This is a genomic window from Faecalimonas hominis (genome assembly GCF_054660755.1).
The window spans coordinates 1-23,114 of sequence record NZ_BAAHSH010000012.1 but is presented as its reverse complement, the minus strand read 5'-3'; the positions used below and the strand labels follow the sequence as shown (position 1 = coordinate 23,114).

The 23,114-nt window shown below is 40.9% G+C and carries 22 protein-coding genes and 1 pseudogene; 8 read left to right on the top strand and 15 right to left on the bottom strand.

The features are described 5' to 3' along the window. Positions 1-31 precede the first annotated feature (31 nt). On the bottom strand, positions 32-1,144 hold the full coding sequence (locus tag ACYQ35_RS02100; protein WP_459829700.1) for an FKBP-type peptidyl-prolyl cis-trans isomerase: 1,113 nt from the start codon (positions 1,142-1,144) through the stop codon (positions 32-34). Between the two features lie 234 nt (positions 1,145-1,378). Here ACYQ35_RS02100 and ACYQ35_RS02095 point away from each other — a divergent pair, with 234 nt between their 5' ends. Then, positions 1,379-1,822: a hypothetical protein gene (locus ACYQ35_RS02095; RefSeq protein WP_009462083.1), complete on the top strand. Its 444-nt coding sequence runs from the start codon at positions 1,379-1,381 to the stop codon at positions 1,820-1,822. A 22-nt stretch (positions 1,823-1,844) separates the two neighbouring features. Here the strand turns inward: ACYQ35_RS02095 and ACYQ35_RS02090 are convergent, their stop codons facing one another. From ACYQ35_RS02090 to ACYQ35_RS02030, 13 genes are all read right to left on the bottom strand, one after another. After that, the gene (locus ACYQ35_RS02090) at positions 1,845-2,297 is read right to left on the bottom strand and encodes a YwiB family protein (RefSeq protein ID WP_009462085.1); all 453 of its coding nucleotides are present in this window, start codon (positions 2,295-2,297) and stop codon (positions 1,845-1,847) included. Positions 2,298-2,305: 8 nt separating this feature from the next. After that, positions 2,306-3,136 (bottom strand): glutamate racemase, encoded by an 831-nt coding sequence (gene murI / locus ACYQ35_RS02085; RefSeq protein WP_459829695.1) that lies wholly within the window; start codon positions 3,134-3,136, stop codon positions 2,306-2,308. A 120-nt stretch (positions 3,137-3,256) separates the two neighbouring features. Beyond that, positions 3,257-4,231 carry a 6-phosphofructokinase gene (pfkA, locus tag ACYQ35_RS02080; protein ID WP_009462089.1) on the bottom strand — a complete coding sequence of 325 codons (975 nt, stop codon included), beginning with the start codon at positions 4,229-4,231 and terminating at the stop codon, positions 3,257-3,259. Between the two features lie 76 nt (positions 4,232-4,307). After that, the gene (locus tag ACYQ35_RS02075) at positions 4,308-7,781 is read right to left on the bottom strand and encodes a DNA polymerase III subunit alpha (RefSeq protein WP_459829692.1); all 3,474 of its coding nucleotides are present in this window, start codon (positions 7,779-7,781) and stop codon (positions 4,308-4,310) included. A gap of 72 nt (positions 7,782-7,853) precedes the next feature. Continuing rightward, positions 7,854-8,087, bottom strand: coding sequence for a hypothetical protein (locus tag ACYQ35_RS02070; protein ID WP_040449730.1), 234 nt, complete (start codon positions 8,085-8,087; stop codon positions 7,854-7,856). A 53-nt stretch (positions 8,088-8,140) separates the two neighbouring features. Then, a complete protein-coding gene (locus ACYQ35_RS02065; RefSeq protein ID WP_040449728.1) occupies positions 8,141-8,968 on the bottom strand; it encodes a S1-like domain-containing RNA-binding protein in 828 nt (275 codons plus the stop codon). After that, positions 8,968-9,681: an acyl-[acyl-carrier-protein] thioesterase gene (locus ACYQ35_RS02060; protein WP_459829689.1), complete on the bottom strand. Its 714-nt coding sequence runs from the start codon at positions 9,679-9,681 to the stop codon at positions 8,968-8,970. Before ACYQ35_RS02060 ends, ACYQ35_RS02065 begins: the two co-directional genes overlap by 1 nt. After that, the gene (locus ACYQ35_RS02055; RefSeq protein ID WP_459829686.1) at positions 9,681-10,856 is read right to left on the bottom strand and encodes a cation diffusion facilitator family transporter; all 1,176 of its coding nucleotides are present in this window, start codon (positions 10,854-10,856) and stop codon (positions 9,681-9,683) included. The genes ACYQ35_RS02060 and ACYQ35_RS02055 overlap by 1 nt, the downstream gene beginning before the upstream one ends. Positions 10,857-10,875: 19 nt before the next feature. Then, the gene (gene spoIIR / locus ACYQ35_RS02050; RefSeq protein WP_009462100.1) at positions 10,876-11,508 is read right to left on the bottom strand and encodes a stage II sporulation protein R; all 633 of its coding nucleotides are present in this window, start codon (positions 11,506-11,508) and stop codon (positions 10,876-10,878) included. Between the two features lie 61 nt (positions 11,509-11,569). Next, positions 11,570-12,244, bottom strand: a complete 675-nt coding sequence (locus ACYQ35_RS02045; protein WP_009462102.1) for a GntR family transcriptional regulator — start codon at positions 12,242-12,244, stop codon at positions 11,570-11,572. Between the two features lie 2 nt (positions 12,245-12,246). After that, complete coding sequence (gene ispE / locus ACYQ35_RS02040; protein ID WP_009462105.1) at positions 12,247-13,122, bottom strand: 4-(cytidine 5'-diphospho)-2-C-methyl-D-erythritol kinase; 876 nt, start codon at positions 13,120-13,122, stop codon at positions 12,247-12,249. Between the two features lie 44 nt (positions 13,123-13,166). Further along, positions 13,167-14,729, bottom strand: coding sequence for a DUF3794 and LysM peptidoglycan-binding domain-containing protein (locus ACYQ35_RS02035; RefSeq protein ID WP_009462107.1), 1,563 nt, complete (start codon positions 14,727-14,729; stop codon positions 13,167-13,169). 10 nt (positions 14,730-14,739) lie between these two features. Then, positions 14,740-15,147: a protease complex subunit PrcB family protein gene (locus tag ACYQ35_RS02030; protein WP_009462109.1), complete on the bottom strand. Its 408-nt coding sequence runs from the start codon at positions 15,145-15,147 to the stop codon at positions 14,740-14,742. A 109-nt stretch (positions 15,148-15,256) separates the two neighbouring features. On the opposite strand from ACYQ35_RS02030, the gene malQ reads away from it, so the two are divergent. From malQ to ACYQ35_RS02000, 6 genes are all read left to right on the top strand, one after another. Next, positions 15,257-16,783 carry a 4-alpha-glucanotransferase gene (gene malQ / locus ACYQ35_RS02025; protein ID WP_009462111.1) on the top strand — a complete coding sequence of 509 codons (1,527 nt, stop codon included), beginning with the start codon at positions 15,257-15,259 and terminating at the stop codon, positions 16,781-16,783. A gap of 14 nt (positions 16,784-16,797) precedes the next feature. After that, the gene (locus tag ACYQ35_RS02020) at positions 16,798-17,532 is read left to right on the top strand and encodes a lysophospholipid acyltransferase family protein (RefSeq protein ID WP_459829678.1); all 735 of its coding nucleotides are present in this window, start codon (positions 16,798-16,800) and stop codon (positions 17,530-17,532) included. A gap of 122 nt (positions 17,533-17,654) precedes the next feature. Then, a complete protein-coding gene (locus ACYQ35_RS02015; RefSeq protein ID WP_040449724.1) occupies positions 17,655-19,112 on the top strand; it encodes a nicotinate phosphoribosyltransferase in 1,458 nt (485 codons plus the stop codon). A gap of 13 nt (positions 19,113-19,125) precedes the next feature. After that, entirely contained in the window at positions 19,126-20,178 is a 1,053-nt protein-coding gene (locus tag ACYQ35_RS02010) for a D-alanine--D-alanine ligase family protein (RefSeq protein WP_459829676.1), read from the top strand. Positions 20,179-20,192: 14 nt separating this feature from the next. Next, on the top strand, positions 20,193-21,566 hold the full coding sequence (locus ACYQ35_RS02005) for a UDP-N-acetylmuramoyl-tripeptide--D-alanyl-D-alanine ligase (protein WP_459829673.1): 1,374 nt from the start codon (positions 20,193-20,195) through the stop codon (positions 21,564-21,566). A gap of 8 nt (positions 21,567-21,574) precedes the next feature. Next, entirely contained in the window at positions 21,575-22,381 is an 807-nt protein-coding gene (locus ACYQ35_RS02000) for a Cof-type HAD-IIB family hydrolase (RefSeq protein ID WP_459829671.1), read from the top strand. A gap of 86 nt (positions 22,382-22,467) precedes the next feature. Here ACYQ35_RS02000 and ACYQ35_RS01995 read toward each other — a convergent pair. Then, positions 22,468-22,857 (bottom strand): annotated as a pseudogene (locus tag ACYQ35_RS01995) (hypothetical protein); the annotation flags it as partial. 93 nt (positions 22,858-22,950) lie between these two features. Here ACYQ35_RS01995 and ACYQ35_RS01990 point away from each other — a divergent pair. Then, positions 22,951-23,114 (top strand): transposase (locus ACYQ35_RS01990; protein ID WP_459829704.1); only part of this gene is annotated, 164 nt, incomplete at its 3' end.

The following is a 23,114-nucleotide window of genomic DNA, read 5'->3' as shown; positions in this document are numbered from 1 at the left end:
GATTTTGCGACACCCCCTTCCTCATCTTCAACTATTTTGTTGTTTTTTCTTTATTTCCTTCTTTATTTTCTTCTTTTTTCTCGTCTTGTTTATTTTCTTTTTTCTTTTCTACTTGTTTGCAGTTGTCAGCAGCCCATTCCATGACTTTATTCTGAAGAATAGCCTCTTTTACCATATCCTCTCCGTTTAATTCAACAAGAGTATCCACATCAGGATATCCGTTTTCTTTTGCAAAAGTTTTCATTTCTTTTTTCATTTCCTTGTCAGATATTTCAAGTCCTTCTTCTTTTGCAATTAATTCGGCTACTAAAGCAGGTTTCAAAGATTCTTTGGACATTTCTTTTACCTGTTTTTTGAAATCGTCCTCAGACTGTCCGCTCTGTTTTAAATAGTCTTCATAAGAAAGACCATATGACTGCTCTATAAGTTTTTTGAACTGCTCTTCAATTGTTTTTTGTTTTTCTTCTAATCTCTTTTCAGGATATTTTTTAATTTCTGCATTTTCTAAGACTGCATTCCATGCGTTATCACGAAGTTCTGCCTCTGCCTGTTCTTTATTTGTTTTTTCTACTTCTTTTTTTACTTCTTCTTTGTACTCTTCAACAGTTTTTGATTTTTCGGAAACTGCTTTAACAAACTCGTCATTTAATTCTGAGTATGCTTTTTCTTTGATTCCCGTAATTTTAATTGTGAAAATTACATCTGCTCCTGAAAGTTCCGGCTGCTCTGTTCCGCCGTATCCTTCCGGAAATTTGATTGGCAAATCAAATGTTTCATTTAACTTATGTCCGTAGATTCCTTCCTCGAAACCGTCTACATACTGTTCTCCGTTGCCCAGTGTCAATGTTCCTTCATCAAACACTTTTCCCGTAGATTTTAATTTCCCCGTATATTCAAACTGTGCAAGATCGCCTTTTCTTAATTCTCTGTCCGTTACATCTTTTGTCTGTTCAGCCATCTTTGCATTAATATAATTTGTGATGTCGTCTTCTGTCACCTCGTTTGGAGTAACTTTTTCTGCCTCTACTCCTTTGTACTGCGAAATTTTTACATACTCATTTGAGATTTCTTTTTTACTGCAACCTACTGCTGAAACTACAAGACACAGTGTAAGCATTGCTGCAATTACTCTTTGCTTTTTCATCGTCCTACCCCTTTGATCTCTATTTTTGTTTTTTGGTAAAGCCATACTTTCTCGTTATACCACAGATTTGCTTTCTTTTAAAGAGTTTTCCCATAACTTCATAATCTTTTTATTTTTATGTCCTATTTTTCCCCTGTTTTCACTAAAGATGACTTGCACTTCCAGAAAATCAATGTTACAATATTACAAGTGTAAATAGGTAATTACATAGAAATTATTATCAGGAGGGCTATTGTGAGTTTAGCAGTTAAAATACTATTAATCATTGTAGTTGTATTAGCAATCGTTTTGGTCGTGTTATACTTTCTTGGTAAAAAGGCAGAAAAACGTCAGGCAGAACAACAGGAAAAACTGGACGCTGCTGCACAGACGGTTTCCATGCTGATTATTGACAAAAAACGAATGAAGTTAAAAGAAGCCGGATTCCCGGCAGTTGTCATCGAGAACACACCAAAATATCTTCGCAGATCTAAAGTTCCGGTTGTTAAAGCGAAAATCGGACCAAAGATTATGACTTTAATGTGTGATGCATCTGTATTCCCAATTTTACCTATCAAAAAAGAGGTAAAAGTTGTGGTAAGCGGTATTTACATCACTGAAGTAAAAGGGGCAAGAGGCGGACTTGAAGTTCCGGTTAAGAAAAAAGGATTTTTCTCAAGATTTAGAAAAGAAAAATAGATTGCGTAACGCAATCTATTTTTTATATCTCGATTCCCGCACTTTTCGGTGTGATACGGATTTTGATTCTGCACTCGGCAACCGCCTCTTCATTTACTTCTAAATGATAAAGTATCGATGCCCCAATCTCTTCTTCCGTTTCTGATACATGCAAATCTTTTGTGCGAATTCCCATTACAAGTTGTCCAAAAGGTGTACCGTAACCCGTCATATGGTTTTTGCCTTTTTCGAACACCATATGTGTATTGGTAAGCCCTTTTTTCATGATTTCTATCATATTGTCGCCTGTAATCTTTATCGTATTTTTCGTAACTCCCGGCATACCCTCCGCAACTTCGTCATAAATGATGTAATGTTTTCCGTTTTTTTTGAAATAGTTAGCAGGAGTAATGACTGCAACTGGTTCATCTTCTTCCCCTTTCTCTATCATATCCATATGTATCCCTGTTATGTTGATTAATACCTCTTTTGTCATAATCTCTCCTAAAATTCTTCTATATTAATATGCTCAATCCAGTCAACACTGTATGGAAGAACCGCATTTGCAAATGTTTTAAAACGTACCGGAGCATCGCTGGAATAAAATTCATAAGTAGGAACTTTCCCCGCCTCCTGCGATACATTTTCCAAATTCTTTTCTTCTAATAATTGTTTTAATTCCAACGCTGTCTCATAAGCAGGATTTACAAGGCGGATTCCCTCTCCCATATACGCCATAATGGGATTATACAGCAATGGATAATGTGTACACCCCAAAATTAGCGTGTCAATTCCCGACTGTTTCATCTCATGCAAATAATAATCTATCGCCTCCCGCGCAATGCGGTTGTCCACAAATCCTTCTTCCACAAGCGGAACGAACAGCGGGCATGCTTTCGCAAGTACTTCAATATCCGGCTTGTACTGCTGGATAAATTGTGTATACACTCCGCTTTTCACCGTTGCTTCTGTTCCGATAATCCCCACTCTTTTATTCTCCGTCACTTCCGCGGCAACTTTTGAGCCGGGTTTTACAACACCGATAATCGGAATATCCGTCTCCTGCCTGAGAATATCCAAAGCGAGAGCGCTCACCGTATTACAGGCAATCACAATCGCCTTTACTTTCTTTGTCTGTAAAAACCGGACAATCTGCTTTGAAAAACGAATAATTGTATCCACCGATTTGCTTCCGTAAGGAACACGGGCAGTATCCCCAAAATATACTAAATTCTCATTCGGAAGGTTCTGCATAATCTCTTTCACTACCGTAAGTCCGCCTACTCCCGAATCAAACACACCGATTGGCGCATCTTTTCTGCAATCTATACTCAAATTTATAATCCCCTTTCAGAAATTTTGTCATTACCTTTTATTGTACCCATTCTCCCTCCATATTGCAAGGGAGAAAAAAAGACTGCACTTTTTCAAGTGCAATCTTTCTCTGAATGTTCCCTAAATTGATAAATCTTTTGCAATTTTATACTGATATTCCGGAATCTCTTTTTTCATATTTAATGCTTCGTCAATATCAAAGTCAATGTACTCTCCATGGCTGAATCCTACAACACGGTTTGTTTTTCCTTCACATAAAAGGTCAACTGCTTTAGCACCCATAATAGAAGCAAATACTCTGTCTTTACAGGTAGGGCTTCCTCCACGCTGCATGTGTCCGAGAATTGTCGCTCTTGTTTCCATTCCTGTTGCCTCTTCAATTCTCTTAGCCATGTTGATCGAATCGCCGATACCTTCCGCATTGATAATGATATAATGCTTTTTACCGCGTTTTCTGTTTTCTACGATATTCTTGATGATCTGCTGCTCATCGTAATCGTGTTCTTCCGGAAGAAGAATCTGTTCTGCACCGTTGGCAATACCGCACCATAAAGCAAGATATCCGGCATCTCTTCCCATAACTTCGATAACACTGCATCTCTCATGTGATGTTGATGTGTCACGCACTTTGTCAATAGCTTCCATCGCTGTATTTACAGCAGTGTCAAATCCGATTGTATACTCTGTACAGTCGATATCAAGGTCGATTGTTCCCGGAATACCGATTGTGTTAATTCCTAAATTAGAAAGTTTCTGAGCTCCTGCGAAAGAACCGTCTCCTCCGATAACAACAAGTCCGTCAATTCCGTATTTTTTAAGGATTCCCGCTGCCTTTCTCTGTCCTTCTTCCGTACGCATCTCGCTGCAGCGTGCTGTCTGAAGAATTGTTCCACCTCTCTGAATAATGTCAGATACGTCACGGGCAGTCATATTGATAATCTCTTCATTCAAAAGTCCGTGATATCCACGTCTGATTCCCTGTACGTTAAGTCCTTTTCCTAATGCTGTTCTTACAACTGCACGGATTGCTGCATTCATTCCCGGTGCATCTCCACCACTTGTTAAAACGCCGATTGTTTTAATGTGATTTGCCATCTTCGATTCCTCCATCTATCTGTTCTTATTTTTATTCATCAAATCCGATATTCCTATCTTTTTTATTCTACAATACCTATATTGTTTTTTCAATGGCTTTTTCTACCACTTTTACCCTTTTTTCGCCAAAATAATTCGTTAATCTACTTAAAATCACCGAATCTATACCGATATTTCGGTTCACCGGAAGCCTTTTTATCGCTTTTTCCGCCTGACAATATACTACAACAGTATCATTCCCCTCCGAGCCGCTTATCATACGATACAACTGCTCTTCTTCCTGAAGAAATGTTTTTTTATCCGGAAACTGAATCCACAATTCTTTTTTGATTTCCCGGAAAGGAACGATGGATTCACATATTAACTTACTCGCTCTTTCATCTTCCTCCGAAACTCGCCCTTTTACAAATACTTTGCTGTCTTCCTCCAAATACAGTTTGTTTTTCTCATAATCCTTTGGGAAAATAACGACTTCCACTGTTCCGAGCAGGTCTTCTATCGTCAGGAATGCCATAACCTTGTTATTTTTTGTATATTTAATTGTCTTGTTGACAATAAGACCGCCTATAATCTCTTTTGAGCCGTCCCGCACTTTAGAACGTCCCGTTTCCTCGCCCGGTTGAAAATCCATTGTCGTAGCGGAAATACTCTTCTTCCATAACTCTTCATATTCTTCCATTGGGTGTCCGCTTACATACACGCCAAGCACTTCTTTTTCAAAGGCAAGCATCGTTTCTTTTTCATACTCTTTCACATCTGGAAGCGGTATGTCAAATTCTTTTTTCTGCTCCTCATCGACTAAATCAAACAGTGACATCTGTCCACTCATTGAATTTTTTCTGTCTTTATTGACCTGATCCAAAATCTGAATGTAAATCATCATCAACTGTTTTCTCGTTCCCGGAAGGCTGTCAAATGCTCCCGCCTTAATAAAGTTCTCAATTGTACGTTTATTCACTTCTTTTCCTGAAAGACGCTCAATAAAGTTTTTCAGATTCTGATATTTACCACCAATTTCACGTTCTGTAATAATAGCCTCGATTACAGGGCGCCCTATACTTTTAATGGCAGCCAGACCATAACGGATATTTCCGTTGTCAACGGAAAAGTTTCCTTCTCCTTCGTTAATATCCGGTGGGAGGATATGAATCCCCATCTGTCTGCTGGCATAAATATATTCCGAAACCTTTCCCGGATTGTCAATAACAGATGTCATCAGAGCAGCCATAAATTCTACCGGATAGTAATATTTTAAATATGCCGTCTGATAGGCGACAACCGCATATGCAGCCGCATGGGATTTGTTAAACGCATATTTAGCAAAATCTATCATCTCATCATAAATTTTATTTGCCGTTTCCTCAGTGATACCGTTTGCCACACAGCCCGGAACACCCTCTTCTTCGTTTCCGTAAACGAAATTCTGACGCTCTTTCTCCATCACGTCAGCCTTTTTCTTCGACATGGCACGTCGGAGTAAATCGCTTCTTCCCAGTGTATATCCGGCAAGGTCACGCACAATCTGCATAACCTGTTCCTGATAGACAATACAGCCGTATGTGGATTCCAAAATCGGCTCTAACTGCGGACAGTCATATGTGATGGAGCCCCTGTCGTTTTTTCCCTTGATGTACTGAGGAATAAAATCCATAGGTCCCGGACGATACAGGGAGATTCCCGCAATAATATCTTCCAGATTCTGCGGTTTCAACTCTTTCATAAAGTTTTTCATTCCAGCACTTTCCAACTGGAATATTCCATCTGTTTTTCCCGTTCCAATGGACTCGAGTACTTCTTTGTCATTGTAATTGATTTTGTGCATGTCAATTTTATGACCGCTGCTTTTTTCTGCAAGTTTTGCTGCATTTTGAATAACGGTAAGAGTGCGAAGCCCCAAAAAATCCATTTTCAGAAGCCCCAGTTCCTCCAGAGTCGTCATCGTAAACTGTGTCGTCACCGCACCGTCCGCTCCAAGCGACAGCGGAACGTATTCATCTACCGGTTTCTGACTGATAACGACACCCGCTGCATGCATGGACGTATGTCTCGGAAGCCCTTCCAGACGAAGCGACATATCAATCAGTTCTTTTACCTCGGCATCTTCCTCATACACTTTCTTTAGTTCAGGGTTTACAGAAAGCGCCTTTGTCAGCGTCATATTTAATTCCGTCGGTATCATTTTCGCAATGGTGTCCACAAAGGCGTAAGGTAAATCCATAACACGTCCTACATCACGGATAACTCCCCGCGCCGCCATCGTACCGAAAGTAACAATCTGTACAACTCTGTCCGCACCGTATTTTCTCACAACATAGTCAATAACCTCCTGTCTTCTCTCAAAACAGAAGTCAATATCAATATCGGGCATGGAAACACGCTCAGGATTTAAGAAACGCTCAAACAGTAACTGATAACGGATCGGGTCAATGTCCGTGATGCCGAGACAATAAGACACAATGCTTCCCGCCGCCGAACCTCGCCCCGGTCCGACCATAATATCATTATCTCTCGCATACTTAATGAAATCCCAGACGATAAGAAAATAATCTACATATCCCATCTTCTGAATGACACTCAATTCGTATGTCAGCCGTTCTCCCAGTTCTTCCGTCACGGGCTGATAGCGTGACGCAAGCCCGTCAAAACATAACTTGTTCAGATACTCCCACGAAGTATATCCCGAAGGGACGTCATATCTCGGAAGTTTTGTCACTCCAAACTCAATCTCCACATCGCATCTGTCCGCTATTTTTTGTGTATTTTCCAGCGCCTGCAGAGCATAGGGGAACAATTCCGCCATTTCTTCCGGAGATTTCACATAATATTGCCCACCCTCATAACGCATACGGTTCTCGTCCTGTAATTTCTTACCCGTCTGAATACAGAGGAGAATATCATGAGGTTTCTCATCTTCCGCATACGTATAATGTACGTCGTTTGTAGCAACCAATTCTATGCCCGTATCCTGTGACAATCGCAATAACCTCTGATTTACCGTCGCCTGCTCCGGTATACCGTGATCCTGCAATTCCAAAAAGAAGTTGCCTTTCCCAAAAATCTTCTCATATCTTTTTGCCGACTTAACAGCCTCCTCATACATACCCCGCAGTAAGTTTTTCTGTACTTCACCCGCAAGGCAGGCGCTCAGGGCAATAATCCCCTCATGATACTGCTCCAGCAGTTCATAATCCACACGGGGCTTGTAATAATAACCTTCCACAAACGCCTTAGAAACGATTTTTGTTAAGTTTTCATATCCTTTATTATTTTCCGCAAGTAAAACAAGATGGTAATATCTGTCCTCTCTTGTCCCCACTTCCTTATCAAATCTGGACTGAGGCGCCACATACACTTCACAGCCTAAAATAGGTTTAATTCCCTCAGCTTTTGCTGCACGGTAAAAATCAATTACGCCGAACATAACGCCGTGGTCGGTAATCGCAGCACTGTCCATACCCAGTTCTTTTACTCTAGCCACATATTCTTTTATCTTATTTGAACCGTCCAGCAAACTATATTCGGTGTGGACGTGCAAATGTGCAAATTTCATATCTGTCCTCTTTCTTTAAAATCTGTTCATTTTGACTATATGAAAAGAAAAAAAAAGAGCATTCGCTCTTTTTTAGCCGTTCATCATAAAATCAAGTAATTTATCTGTGTCTTCCGGCTCATATGAAATCAATTCCAACTGAGGAATCTCTCCATTTGTGAAAACGTTCGCCATAGAAACATACTGTGAAAGTTTTGATTTTAAGTTAAGTCTGTCCCCTTCACCTGTTACTAATTCTACTTTCCCTTTACACTGATCAACAACACTAAAAAACTTTTCAATGTTTGTAATGTTCTGTATTTTCATTCTCATACCCGTACACTCCTTTCATCTTCAATTTCATCTGTTTACATTATACATTATCTTTCCCTAATTGCAATGGTTTTTTCTCTAATCTCGATTTTCCCTTCTTTCAGTAAGCGTCCCACCGCACGCTTAAATGCATTCTTGCTTAAGTTCAACTCACGCTTAATAATTTCCGGATCAGCCTTATCCGTAAACGGAAGTTCTCCATCGTATTCACAGATTGTTTTCCACACTAAATCTGCATCTTTGTCCATCTGTGCAGGAATTTTTTCGCGGACACTTAAATCCAATTTTCCATCAGCCTTCACCGCTGTGACGCGCGCTTTAATTTCCATACCGACAAATAATTTACCATACGCTTCTTTCTTCGGAATACGTGCGGAATACCGGTTATCCACCGCCACAAACAGACCGAATTCATCACTTCTGTCGTAGATGATTCCCTCTACCATATCATCTTTTTGGTACGGAGAGTCTTTGCGCAGCATATCGTACACTTTCATTGTCGCACAGAGACGTTCACTTTTGTCAATATAAAGTGTGACAAGGCACTTATCCCCTTTTTGCACTTTTGCCGTCTGCTGTTTGAAAGGTAAAAACAAATCTTTTTCCAATCCCCAGTCCAAAAATGCACCGAATCTTCCCACATCTGCCACAGTTAAAACAGCCAGTTCCCCGAGTGTCAGTTTCGGCTCATTTGTCGTCGCAATCAGACGGTCGTCCGAATCTTTATATAAGAACACTTCCACGGGATCTCCCAATTCAATGCCTTCCGGAACCTGTTTCTTTGGAAGAAGCACTTTTTCTTCCTCCCCGCCGAGATACACTCCAAAGTCCACTTTTTTTACTACAGTCAATACTTGTTTTTTTCCTAATTTCATCATTTTTCTTCTCCTGTTAATTCCACAACCGCAAAAGTTTTATCCTCTGCATCACAAAGTTTTACTGTTACTTTTCTTTCTTCACTGTGCATTTTCGGGAAAATCTTGTCCCCATATAATGCGGATTTCTTATATTCTACACGAATCTGCACCACCGCCATATTTTCGTCCGCCACTTCCAGCGCCATCTGAACGTAACGGCTGTTATTCACATGACCGTTTGTGTCTATATCACTTTTCTGCACCGAAAACGGTTCTTTTTCTTCCCATGTTTCCGGCAGAACGATTTTTCTCGGCGCATATTCCATCTGAAGTTCCGGCTCTGTCTCATATTTTTCTATATCTTCCTTGGAAGGTTTTGCCGGACGTTTTCTTTCTGTATCCATGAAAACCCAGATAGAGTTTGCATATGCCACACATTTCCCATGTTTGTCATTCATGACAAAATTTCTCGTTCCATACAGTCCGTTAAATGCCGTAGGCCATGTGCCAACTTCGATTTCCTCACAAAGTTTCGGATACCGCTCCACAATAATCTGCCATGCGGAAAGTATCCAGCCATGATGATGCTCGTCTAAAAATTTCATGCCTACTCCAAGTTCTTCCGACTGGAAATTACTGCAATCCTGAAAATAATTTACAATGCCTGTCAAAGTCAGATGTCCTGTTTTGTCCGTCTCACTGTAGCGCACCCGCTCTTTTATCGAATACATTACATTCCTCCATAACTTTTCTCTACGTGTATCACACACTGGTATCTGTTGTCAACCTCCTGCAACTCTTTTCTCAAAGTATTGCTCACTTCCACCTGTTTTTCCTTATCATACTCATGAGGGACAACCATATCAAAAATCAGATTGATTCCCTGTTTTCCCTCCACCACACGGAAATCGTGAATGGACACTTTATCATCAATCTCTTCTATTTTTGCGTTTGCCATTTCTTTTATCTTTAAAACACTTTCATTTTTCGTTTCTATCGGGTCCATATGAATGACAAGAAAAATGCCCAAAAATTTCTGTGCGTCTCTCTCAATTTTATCCACGACTTCATGGGACACTTCTATGTCCGCCGTATTTGGTACTTCCGCGTGGATAGATGCCATGCTCCTTCCCGGTCCGTAATTATGTACAATCAGATCGTGTGTTCCCTCAATTCCTTCATATCCTTCCACAAACTCAGTAATCTGTCGGAAAATCTCGGGGTCGATTGCCGGTCCGATAAGCGCCTCCACCGTGTCTTTCGCAATGCCGATACCTGCCCAGATGACAATTCCCGATACAACTAAACCTACGATTCCGTCAATATTCACCCCTGTTATCTTCCAAAATAAAATGGAAAGAACGGTAACTGACGTTGTGATCGCATCACCCATAGAATCTGTCGCCGTCGCCTGAAGTACTTTGGAATCAATCCGTTTCCCCAGTTTTCTGTTAAATGCTCCAAGCCACAGTTTCATGCCAATGGAAAGAACCAAAACAATAATGGAAATCCATTGAAATTTCAACTGTTCCGGGTGCATGATTTTTCCAACAGAGTCTTTAAAAAAGGTCAGCCCGACCTGAATAACAAGAAAAGATACAATTAATGCGGAAATATATTCTATTCTTCCATGCCCAAAAGGGTGTTCCTCATCTGCCGGTTTACTCGCCATTTTCACCCCAATCAGACTGATAATGGAAGATCCCGCGTCTGAAAGATTATTAAAGGCGTCTGCCAGAATAGATACACTGTGCATCAGCAAGCCGATAATTCCCTTTCCGACAAATAGAATTATATTGCAAATAATTCCTATAACTCCTGATAATACACCATATGCCGTTCTCACCGACACTTCCTCTACATATTCGTACCTTTTTACAAAATGCTTTACCAAAAATTCTGTCATATTCTTCCTCTATTCTTCTTTATTCCCCGCCAAAAAAGAACCACCGGATTTTAAATTTCGATGTAGCTGTCACCATCTCGTATTCCTCTTCGTCCAATACGGATTTTAACTTCTGCTTACTCTTTTTCGGCACTACTGCATTTGTTGCGTCCACAAAGCAGAGATTCGGATAAAGCACACACCACCAGTTATGTCCCTTCGCCTTTCCTATTTCTATGCGAAGCGCCTCATATTCTCCCGCCGGAAACGTCACGTCCCCGTACGTTTTCTGAGGGAAATAACTTTCCGTCAGTTCAGCCTTCACCGGATAAGTGTATCCCTCCTCGGAAATGACCCTGCCGGCAACTTCCTCCAGCTCTTTTTCATGACTGCCTGTCCACTCCTTTGTCTCTTCCACACTTTCGGCATTCGGCAATTCCCGCTTCATATATGCGATAACTGCCTCTTTTACTTTCATCTTTAACTGCTGGTCTTCCTCACTGTCGCTGTTGGCCAGAACGTGAAACCGAAGCACTTCTTCCGCCAGTTTTTCCTGTGTCTTTTCTACCTTTGCCTCCACTAAGACAGACTGTCTGTAAATTGTCATTCCCGTTACAATCCCTGCGATGAGTATTGCAACTGCGGCACAAATCCATTTTCTTTCCTTTTCCATTTTATGTAACCTCTCTTTCTTAGTCAGAGTGTTACCTGTTTTGAAAAGGTTATACATTTTTCTATTTTTTTGTGCGAATCGTATCAATTACCGCCTCAACCTGATTGTCAATATGACGGCACACTACTTCCGCCGCTTCCTCTTTCTGGCGTTTTTCAATGCGGTTAATGATATCCTCATGCTCCGCAATTAAAATAGAATGAAAACATTTTTTCTTCAAATATTCCACACGGAAACGATACATCTGCTCCCTGAAATTATTTAACAGTTGAATCAGACGCTGATTATCTGTCGCCATGAAAATCACATCGTGGAATTTCACGTCCGCCTCGGCAAACTTTGTAACATCATTTGTTTTTAACGTTTCTTCAAACTCTTTTGCCGCCTCTTTCAACTGACTCATCTGCTGCTTTGTCATTCTGTCGCATGCCAGTTTTACCGCCAGTTCCTCCAAAGCCTTGCGCACTTCCAGCACATCACGAAGACTTTTCTCGGTAATTTCCGCAACTTCCGCACCTTTTCTTGGAATCATTAAAACAAGCCCTTCCAGTTCCAGTTTTCTTATCGCCTCACGAATCGGTGTACGGCTTACTCCAAGTTTATTTGCCAGTTGAATTTCCATAAGCCGCTCTCCCGGCTTTAACTCTCCCCTTAAAATTGCCTGACGCAATGTATTAAAAACAACATCGCGAAGTGGCAGATACTCATTCATATTTACCTGAAAATTTGTTTCCATATTTATCTTCCTCTCGTATTATGCACATTGGTTACATAGACCTGTTTTGCCAGTCTCTTTCTGCGTATTTCCGTATACGCATGTTTCGCTGCCTTTCTGTCCGTAAAAATACCGAAAACCGTCGGACCGCTTCCGCTCATCATGGCATTTAAGGCCCCCGCATCTTTCATCGTCTGTTTAATCTTTTCAATAACCGGATAGTCGCCTATAGTCACTTCCTCCAAAACATTTCCCATGTTAGATGCTATCTTTTCCAGATTCTGTTCCTCAAGTCCCTCTAAAATACCGTCAATGTTTGGGTGGTTTACAATATCCAGCGCGTCTAATTTTTCATAGACCGTCTTTGTTGAAACACTGACAGGCGGTTTTGCCACAAGAACATAGCATTTTGGAAGGGCAGGCAGCGGAGTCAGTTTCTCACCGATTCCCTCTGCCAAAACTGTTCCACGCATAATGCAGTAAGGCACGTCTGCTCCCAGTTGTACTCCCCTCTCCATAAGTTCTTTCTGGGAAAGTCCGAGTTCATACATTCTGTTCATGCCGAATAATACTGCTGCCGCATTGGAACTTCCTCCCGCCATTCCCGCTGATACGGGAATAAATTTATTTAACCGAATGGACACGCCTCCCTCGATATGAAATTCGTCCATTAGCAGTTTCGCTGCTTTATATGCAATATTGTTTTCATTGACCGGAAGATAGAACAGATTTGTTTCTAAATGAATTCCCTCTTTCTCTGTCTTTTGCATCAAAACATCATCATAGAGATAAATTGTCTGCATAACCATTCGTACGTCATGGTAGCCGTTTTCCTTTCTTCCCAGAACGTCAAGCCCTAAATTTATCTTCGCCAATGCTTTTAATTCTACTTTATCCATACGGTACTCCTTCCATTTTCTTTTGTATCTTGTATACATTATACTTAAAGTATACTCATGTTTTCCTTAAAAATCAATATCTTATCTCCCTCTTTTATCTCACCATTATTTAATCCGTTTGTCGCCTGTATACGCTCTGTCGTTGTTCTGTACTGTTTTGCCAGATCCCACAACTCATCACCTTCTTTTACAATGTATCCTGTAATTCCCGGCTCCTTACCGATTTTTTCCATGTCAAACGGAAGCGCTTCCATATCTGTAATGACATTTTGCCATAATTGCCGGCGGATAAAACTGTGAAATGCCAAAACGGCTTTTACTTCCACCTCTCCGCTTCCAAGCATGGACACGGAAAGTTGTTCTAACCCATAGTTTATGTCATATACCGTATCCTCATTCATCTCATCACATTCAATCAGATAGGAAAACGGTATCATTCCCTGCCATGTGTCAAATGGAACTTCATCGCTTTCCTTTACATATAAAAACTGTAAGTGCAGTATTCCTTCAATCTGAATGCCTTGCTCTGCCCTCTCCATTTTTTGTACCTGCACTTCCCCACTGTTATGGCAAATCTGCAAAATATCCTCCTTAAGTTCCGGCAGGGAAAGTTGCTCGGATAACTTACATTTGGAATGATTCTGCAGGATTAGTTCCTCGTTTCGCACTTTTTCTTTTTTCAGGTTACATTCGTGCCGGAGAGAATAGACATCTTCCAGCACTTCCACTGTCTGTTCCTCATAAACGGCAATTTTTAAATTCAGCGTCCCCTCAATGCCGATTGAACGCATTTCTCCGTCTTCGTCCGTCCGCATATCCACGTTTACTTCGTCCAGATCCGCAGTGATGTAATGATACATGGACGGCTCCACTCCGGAACAGTTTACCCGCCCTTCATAAGAAACGGCCTGCTCTATCCAGTCCGCCTTCCCTTCCGGAGATTCATACAGGCAGAACACACTCAATTCTCCCGATAAACACAGCGCATCATCTTCCAGTTTTGTATCCAGTTTTCGATTGGATATATCGGTCCACAAAATTGTTCCGATATTTTCTTTTGTTCCCGGCAGAATCACTTCCTCCTTAATCCTATATGTATCCCTCTTGCCCGTATGCAACTGCAAAAGTTGATGCTCTTTTTTCTTTTTATATAGAGTATCTTCACTTTCTATATCTGTTGTCAGAGAAGTATCCTCCGATATTTCTTTTCCGATTTCCAGTTCCACCATCGCTTTAATGCTCAGTTTGCGTGAATGAATCATGGATACGGTAAACTCCGTGCGAAGATTCCTCACTGTATATGTACCGTCCTCTGCACCGTTTTCCACATATACCATTTCCTCAAAAGGACATTTTCCTTCTAAAGAGGTAAGTTTTGTTTCTCCCTCCTCAGTCACATATAAGATTTGAAAATATACATTTCCCGTCACCCGAATATAGTTCTCAAGCGGCTTCATCTCCTCCACTTTCGCTGTACCTTTGCTCATGACAATTTTGGAAATGTCTCTCTTGGCATCAGGAACGTTGTAATCATCGTCCACAAAAAACTGGTCTGTAATTCCCTTTTCCATGCAGTTTACATGCATCTGTTTTTTCATAAATTCCATAAAATCCCTCCTACTCAAATATGACCGTTTTATCTGAAACGGGAAGTGCAATCACGATATGCGGATTGTTCGCCTTTTTCACTATCTCTTCCTGTTTGGACGGTCCGATTAAATTCGTGTGAAAATAAATTGTATTTTCCGTTTCTTCACATTTTTTCACCTTTACGCTGTAACCGGTAGTAGCCTTCTTACCATATCCCCTTGCAATATAGAGCATTCCTTTATCTTCATAAGTCAGTCTGAACGGCTTTCCCTTCTGTTTTTTTATCTCCGATTCTAACTCCTCCGGTATCAATTCTTCCTTTACGATCGTAAACTTTGCCTCTTTCCCTTTTTCCGTCTGATTTTTTTTTACACAACACCCTGTATACAAAACGAGTATGCCAATACAGATGAAGCAAAGAACTGCTTTTTTCATCAGGTTCTCTCCCCCGCTTACTCCCTATATCTTATTATCTTCCTTGTCTTTTTATGTGCCCTCTAGTATAATATTCTTTATCATGTAAAAGCATAGAAAGGAAAGAACTATGATTTTTGAGACAGCAGAAAAAACATACGAGCCGCCTGCACGTATATCCGGCATACTGCTGCACCCAACTTCCCTCCCATCGCCTTACGGTATCGGAGATTTGGGTGATGAGGCATATCGTTTCGCAGACTTTTTGGAAAAATCAGGTCAGCATCTCTGGCAAATTCTCCCTCTCGGACCGACCGGATTCGGAGACTCTCCTTATCAGAGTTTCTCAGCGTTTGCAGGTCAGCCTTTGTTAATAAGCCCAAAACACTTAGAAGAACTTGGACTTTTAACGGAACAAGATTTGGAAAATTGTCCGTGTACCGACAGAGAAAAAGTAAATTACGGTGACGTTATTGTGTGGAAGACAGAAATTTTGCACAAGGCTTACGCCAACTACTGCCATACCGCGGATAAGATGCTTTTGGAAGAATATGATTCCTTCTACGAAAACAACCGTTTCTGGTTAGACGATTACGCTCTTTTTATGGCATGTAAAGAAGTGCATAACGGACAGAGCTGGCTTGAATGGGAGGAAGAATACCGCTCCCCTTCCAAACTCTTTGTAAAGGAACTTGAAAATTCTCTTGCAAAAGAAATCCGCTACCATCAGTTTGTCCAATTTATTTTCTTTAAAGAGTGGTATTCGTTAAAGGAATACGCCAACAAAAAAAAGATTCAGATTATCGGGGACATTCCGATTTTTGTCTCTCTGGACAGCGCAGATGTATGGGCAAATCAAGAGTTGTTCCAGTTGGACAGTAAAGGATTTCCTATAGAGGTAGCAGGTGTTCCGCCTGATTACTTTTCGGAGACGGGGCAGCTTTGGGGCAACCCCCTCTACAATTGGAGCGCTCACAAAAAGACAGGATTTAAGTGGTGGATTTCCCGCATACAAAATCAACTTGGGCTTTCAGATTACTTAAGAATTGACCATTTCCGTGGATTTGAAGCATACTGGTCGGTTCCTTACGGAGAAGAGACAGCAGTCAATGGCAAGTGGAAGCCGGGACCAAAAGAAGACCTTTTTCTCGCCATAGAAAAAGCGCTCGGGGAAAATCTGCCAATTATCGCTGAAGATTTGGGCGTAATCACTCCTGAAGTGGAGCGTCTCCGCGACCGTTTTCATTTTCCGGGCATGAAAGTGCTGCAGTTTGCCTTTGAGTCTGAGACGGAAAGCAGTTTCCTTCCACACCAGTTCACTACAACAAACTGTATCTGTTACACCGGAACACACGATAATAATACGACAAAAGGCTGGTACGAAGCAGTCAGCGAAACGGCGCGTGACAAAGTCCGCCGCTATATGAATACGGACGGAAGTTCTGTCCATTTCGATTTTATCCGCACCTGTCTCGGTACAATCGCCACCTATGCGATTTTCCCTTTGCAGGACGCACTTGGCATCGGAAACGAAGGGCGTATGAACTGTCCGGGTGTGGCAATGGATAACTGGTCATGGCGTTATAAAAAAGAGACACTGACCGATGAACTGGCGGAAAAACTGCTGGAATTATCTCATTTATATGGAAGATATTAGAAAGGATTTGCGTTATGATACGTTTTATATTGGTTTCCACAACCGTTATTTTATTTTTAGTCCTATTTATCCCCGTTCTTATTGTGGAATGGATTATTGGGAAATTTAACCGCAAAGCGAAAGATTACAGTTCTCTTCGCATTGTGCAGGGTGCATTCAAACTTATCCTTTGGATTACCGGTGTGAAAGTAACTGTTATCGGAGAAGAAAATATTCCCGATGAACCTGTCCTTTTTATCGGCAATCACAGAAGTTTTTTTGACATTCTTCTTACCTACTCCCGCTGTAAGCGTCTGACCGGATATGTGGCAAAGAAAGAAATGTTGAAATTTCCTCTTTTAAGAGACTGGATGAAAAATCTTTACTGTCTGTTCCTTGACCGTGAAAATGCAAAGGAAGGCCTAAAAACTATTCTCACTGCCATTGACTATGTGAAACAGGGAATTTCTATCTGTATTTTCCCTGAGGGAACGAGAAATAAAGGGGAAGAATTAAGCATGCTTCCGTTTAAAGACGGAGCGCTAAAAATTGCGACAAAGACCGGTTGTCCGGTTATCCCGATTTCCATGAACAACACTTCAGAAATTTTTGAAAATCATTTTCCAAAAATCAGAAAAACCCACGTTGTTCTCGAATACGGAAAACCTATTGACTACAAATCTTTAGACCGAGAAGACCAGAAACATTTCGGGGCATATTGTCAAAACATTATACAGGAAACAATCAAAAAAAATGCAGCACTATTGTAATGCTGCATTTTTTCATTTAACGTTACATTTTTATTTATTTAATGGTATAATGAAATAAGTATGCTTTGTCATACAAATAATAACCTGTAAAAATAAAGATTGAAGGTAAAAGGATAAAAATGATGAATACAAGAAACCTTACCCTATTAACTGATTTATATGAATTAACAATGATGCAGGGATATTTTGAAAGCGGAGAAAATGATGTTGTTGTTTTTGATATGTTTTTCCGCTCAAATCCATGCAACAACGGATATTCCATTGCCGCCGGGCTGGAACAGGTAATCGAATATATCAAAAATTTGAACTTTTCTTATGAAGATGTGGAGTATCTTCGCAGTTTAAATATATTCAGCGAGGATTTCTTACATTATTTAAGCGGATTTCATTTCAGCGGAAACATTTATGCCATTCCGGAAGGAACGGTTGTTTTTCCAAAAGAGCCTTTAATTAAAGTAATCGCACCGATTATGGAAGCACAGTTGGTTGAGACGGCCATTTTAAATATCATCAACCATCAGTCGCTTATTGCGACAAAAACTGCCCGTGTCACGTTTGCCGCAGGAAATGACCGTGTTCTTGAGTTCGGTTTAAGACGTGCTCAGGGACCTGATGCCGGGCTGTATGGTGCAAGAGCCGCAATGATTGGCGGTTGTGCCGCTACATCTAACGTGCTTGCAGGGAAAGAATTTGGAGTTGCCATCAGCGGAACACACGCCCACAGTTGGATTATGAGTTTTCCTGATGAGTATACTGCATTCAAGAAATATGCAGATCTTTACCCTAACTCATGCTGTCTTCTTGTGGACACTTACGATACATTAAAATCCGGCGTGCCAAACGCCATTCGTGTCTTTAAGGAAATGCGTGAGTCCGGCATGGAATTGAAAAACTACGGAATCCGTTTGGACAGCGGAGATCTTGCCTACCTCTCTAAGAAGGCGAGAAAAATGTTAGATAAAGCCGGTTTTGAGGACGCATACATCTCTGCGTCCAACGACTTGGACGAATATCTGATTCACGACTTGAAAATGCAGGGGGCAGCCATCACTTCATGGGGTGTTGGAACGCATCTGATTACTTCAAAAGACTGTCCGTCGTTTGGCGGTGTATACAAACTTGCCGCCATTCAAAATGAGGACGGAGAATTTATTCCTAAAATCAAATTATCGGAAAATACAGAGAAAATCACAAATCCGGGCAACAAAACCATTTTCCGCATTTACGAAAAGACAACCGGAAAAATCAAGGCAGATTTAATCTGTTTTGCGGACGAAGTGATAAACTGTGAAGAAGATTTACTTCTCTTCGATCCGGTAGATACATGGAAAAAGACATTATTAAAAGGCGGCACTTACGAAGTTCGTGAGTTATTAAAACCGATTTTCATCAACGGTGCCTGCGTATACGAAACACCGTCCGTTATGGATATCGCAGACTATTGCCGCAAGGAAAAAGAGACGCTTTGGGACGAAACCAAACGTCTTGTCTATCCGCACCGTGTCTATGTAGATTTATCAGAGAAATTATATACAGTGAAAAAAGATTTATTAAATCAAATGAGTTTAAAAGAGCAATAAAGGAGATTACACTATGAAAATCATCGTATTAGCAGGCGGACTCAGCACAGAGAGAGACGTATCTCTCTCCTCGGGTGCAGGTATCTGCCGTATATTAAAAGAAAGAGGGCACGATGTGTTCCTTTTAGACGCATTTATGGGATTAGAATATGATTCTGACAAATTGGCGGAAGTATTCACTTTGGAAAACAGCGGTCTTGAAATCGCGGAGGGAATCAAAACAACGGAACCTGATTTGGAGGCGGTAAAAGCGTCCCGCCCTGACCAGTCTCCATCTTTACTCGGGCCAAATGTTATCGAACTTTGCCGTATGGCAGATATTGTCTTTATGGGACTTCACGGTGACATTGGAGAAAACGGTAAATTACAGGCCACATTCGACATTCTTGGCATCAAATATACAGGGCCAAATTCTCTCGGAAGCGCATTGGCAATGGACAAAGGAGTTACGAAACAGATTTTCAAAATGTCCGGTGTTCCTACACCTGCCGGAATGTGGTTAAAAAAAGCCGACAAAGATACACCGTTCAATGAGTTGGGACTTTCCCTTCCGGTTGTCGTAAAACCTTGCTCCGGAGGATCGAGTATCGGCGTATACATTCCACAGACAGAGGCAGAATACAAAACTGCCGTGGAAGAATCCTTCAAATATGAGGACGAAATCATTATCGAACCATACATCAAAGGACGTGAATTTGCAGTTGGTATCATTGACGGAAAGGCTCTTCCTGTTATTGAAATCATTCCAAAATCAAACTTCTTTGATTACAAAAACAAATATCAGGCAGGCTGCACGGAAGAAATCTGTCCGGCGCATATTGATGATGCAATCGCAAAAAGAATGCAGGAAGCAACCGAAAAAGCATTTGCTGCATTAAAATTAGACGTTTATTCCCGCGCCGACTTCCTTTTAACAGAGGACGGAGAAATTTACTGTCTTGAAGTAAACAGTCTTCCGGGAATGACTTCCGCAAGTCTCTTACCGAAGGAAGCACAGGCAGCCGGTATTTCTTACGGTGACCTCTGCGAACTGATCATTCAGAAATCATTGGAAAAATATAACTAGAAAGGAGTCTTTTCATGAAAAATATGTCTTTACATGAAATCGCCACAGCCTGTGGCGGTACATATTTCGGAGATTCAACTAAACTTTCTTTGGAAGTGAGCGGTGTCGCCATCGACAGCCGAAAAGTTGAAAAGGACTTTCTTTTTGTTGCCATAAAAGGCGCGAGAGTGGACGGACACGATTTTATTCCACAGGTTATGGAAAACGGCGCTTTATGTGCTTTATCCGAAAAAGATTTGGGAGATGTACCTTATTCTTATATTCTTGTTAAATCCTGCGAGCAGGCGTTAAAAGATTTGGCAGAATATTACCGGCTTGCCCTCGACATTAAAGTCGTAGGCATTACGGGAAGCGTGGGAAAAACAAGTACAAAAGAAATGATTGCCTCAGTTCTGGAACAGAAATATTCCGTACTAAAAACAGAGGGAAATTTCAACAATGAAATCGGGCTTCCTTTAACGATTTTCAATATCCGTGAAGAACACGAAGTTGCCGTTTTGGAAATGGGTATAAATGAATTTGAGGAAATGCACCGCCTCGCAAAAGTTGCCCGCCCGGACATCTGCGTCATCACAAATATCGGTTTCTGTCACTTGGAAAACTTGATTGACCGTGACGGAGTTCTCCGTGCCAAAACAGAAATGTTTGACTTTATGCGTGACGGGGCACAGATTATTTTAAACGGCGATGACGATAAATTAATTACAGTACAAAATGTAAAAGGAATTACTCCTGTGTTCTTCGGTCTGACAGAGCGTCACGATTACTATGCAACTGACGTGCATTCTCTCGGATTAAAGGGAACTTCATGTATACTTCATCTTCCAAACGGAACAGTAAATGCAAACATTCACCTTCCTGGAGCACACATGGTTTATAATGCGCTTGCCGGAGCGTGCGTCGGATATAGTCTCGGCTTAACAAACGAAGAAATCCAAAAAGGAATAGAAAGTCTTCTTCCCGTTTCCGGAAGAAATAATCTGATTGAAACGGACGATTTTCTTATTATCGATGACTGCTATAATGCAAATCCGGTATCCATGAAAGCATCTTTGGACGTGCTTTCTAACGCTCTTGGACGCAAGGTTGCCATTTTAGGCGATATGGGCGAACTTGGCGAAGATGAAAAAGCACTCCACTACGGAGTGGGTGTATATGCCGCCAAAAAGGAAACTGACCTTATCTGCTGTATCGGAACACTTGCACAGGAATTTGTAAATGGAGCAAACTCCGTTACATCAAAAAGCGAAACACTTTATTTCGCCACAAAAGAAGAATTTCTTTCACAGATGCATTCTATCGTGAAAAAAGGGGATACCATATTGGTAAAAGCTTCTCACAGCATGGAATTTCCTGAGATTGTGGAAGCATTACAAAAATTACGCTAGGAGAAATTATGGACTATCAGATTCTTGTTCTCGACTTAGACGGGACACTGACAAACTCAAAAAAAGAAATTACAGAGCCGACGAAACAGGCGTTAATTGATATTCAGGAAAAGGGAAAAAAAGTTGTTCTCGCCTCCGGCCGTCCCACACCGGGAATTTTGCCGCTGGCAAAAGAACTTCATTTAGAAAAATACGGCAGTTACATTTTATCTTTCAACGGCGCCAGAATTATTGACTGCCGAAGCAAAGAACTTCTGTATAACAGAACGATTCCATCGGAAGTTATCCGACCGATTTACGAAATGCTCAAATCCTATGATATGGATTTGCTCACTTACACGGACACACATATTTTATCCGGTATGAAAACAAACCAATTTACTGAATTGGAATCCCGCATCAATCAGATGCCGATTGTACAGACAGATGACTTTTTATCTGAAATCACTTTTCCGGTCAATAAACTGCTCGGTACGGGGAACAAAGAAATAATCGCAAAGGCATTGGAAACGGTGAAATCACATTTCCACTCTCAATTAAATATTTATCTGTCAGAGCCTTTTTTCTTGGAAATCATGCCACAGCGTATTGATAAGGCACATTCCCTGCAGAAACTGTTAAACAGTATTGGATTGACTGCCGACTCTATGATTTGCTGTGGGGACGGTTATAATGATTTGACAATGATTGAATACGCCGGACTTGGAGTTGCCATGGAAAATGCCCAGCCTCTCGTCAAAGAAAGCGCAGATTATATTACAAAATCCAACGATGAGGACGGCGTTTTACACGTCATTAATGAATTTATGAGATAAAGAAATGCTTTACAGAGAGTATCGTTTTTCAATACTCTCTGTATTTATTTCTCAAACACCAACTCAGTCCCTTACTTTTTGTCTCTTTATATAATCTTGTACTCTTCAAGTAATTTTTTCTGATACTCAGCGTCCTCTATTGCTTTCAAAATATCATCGGTTCTTCCAAGTTGTTTTAATTTGGTATATAATTGGTTAACCTTTTCTATTCCTACTTTTTCTCCGTTCTCAAAAGCCTCCTCTCTCTGTACCTCAATATCCATCTCATAATCATATTCTGCTGTCAACATATTTACAACCTCGCTTCCCTTTCGCTTCAAATAGTCAGCAAGAATCCCTTTTTCAATACATTCCCGGATTGCCCTTTTATATGGTTCGTCTATTTCCAAAACCTGGTATTTCTGTACCGTGTCAATAAACTGACTGTATTCCCGTAAAACTTGACATTTTTCTAAAATCTCATGCTGTTCACTTGGTGTTAGAATATAAATAGTACAAGTCAAAATGAGAATTCCTTATAAGAAAAATTATGGTACAATGTAGGTACCGCACTGAAGGAGGATCTCATTATGGCAAAGCACTATGACAAACAATTTAAGCTGGATGCAGTCCAGTATTATCATGATCACAAGACCTTAGGACTGCAGGGCTGTGCTACAAATTTAGGAATCAGTCAGCAGACTTTATCACGCTGGCAGAAAGAACTGCGTGAAACAGGTGATATTGAAAGCCG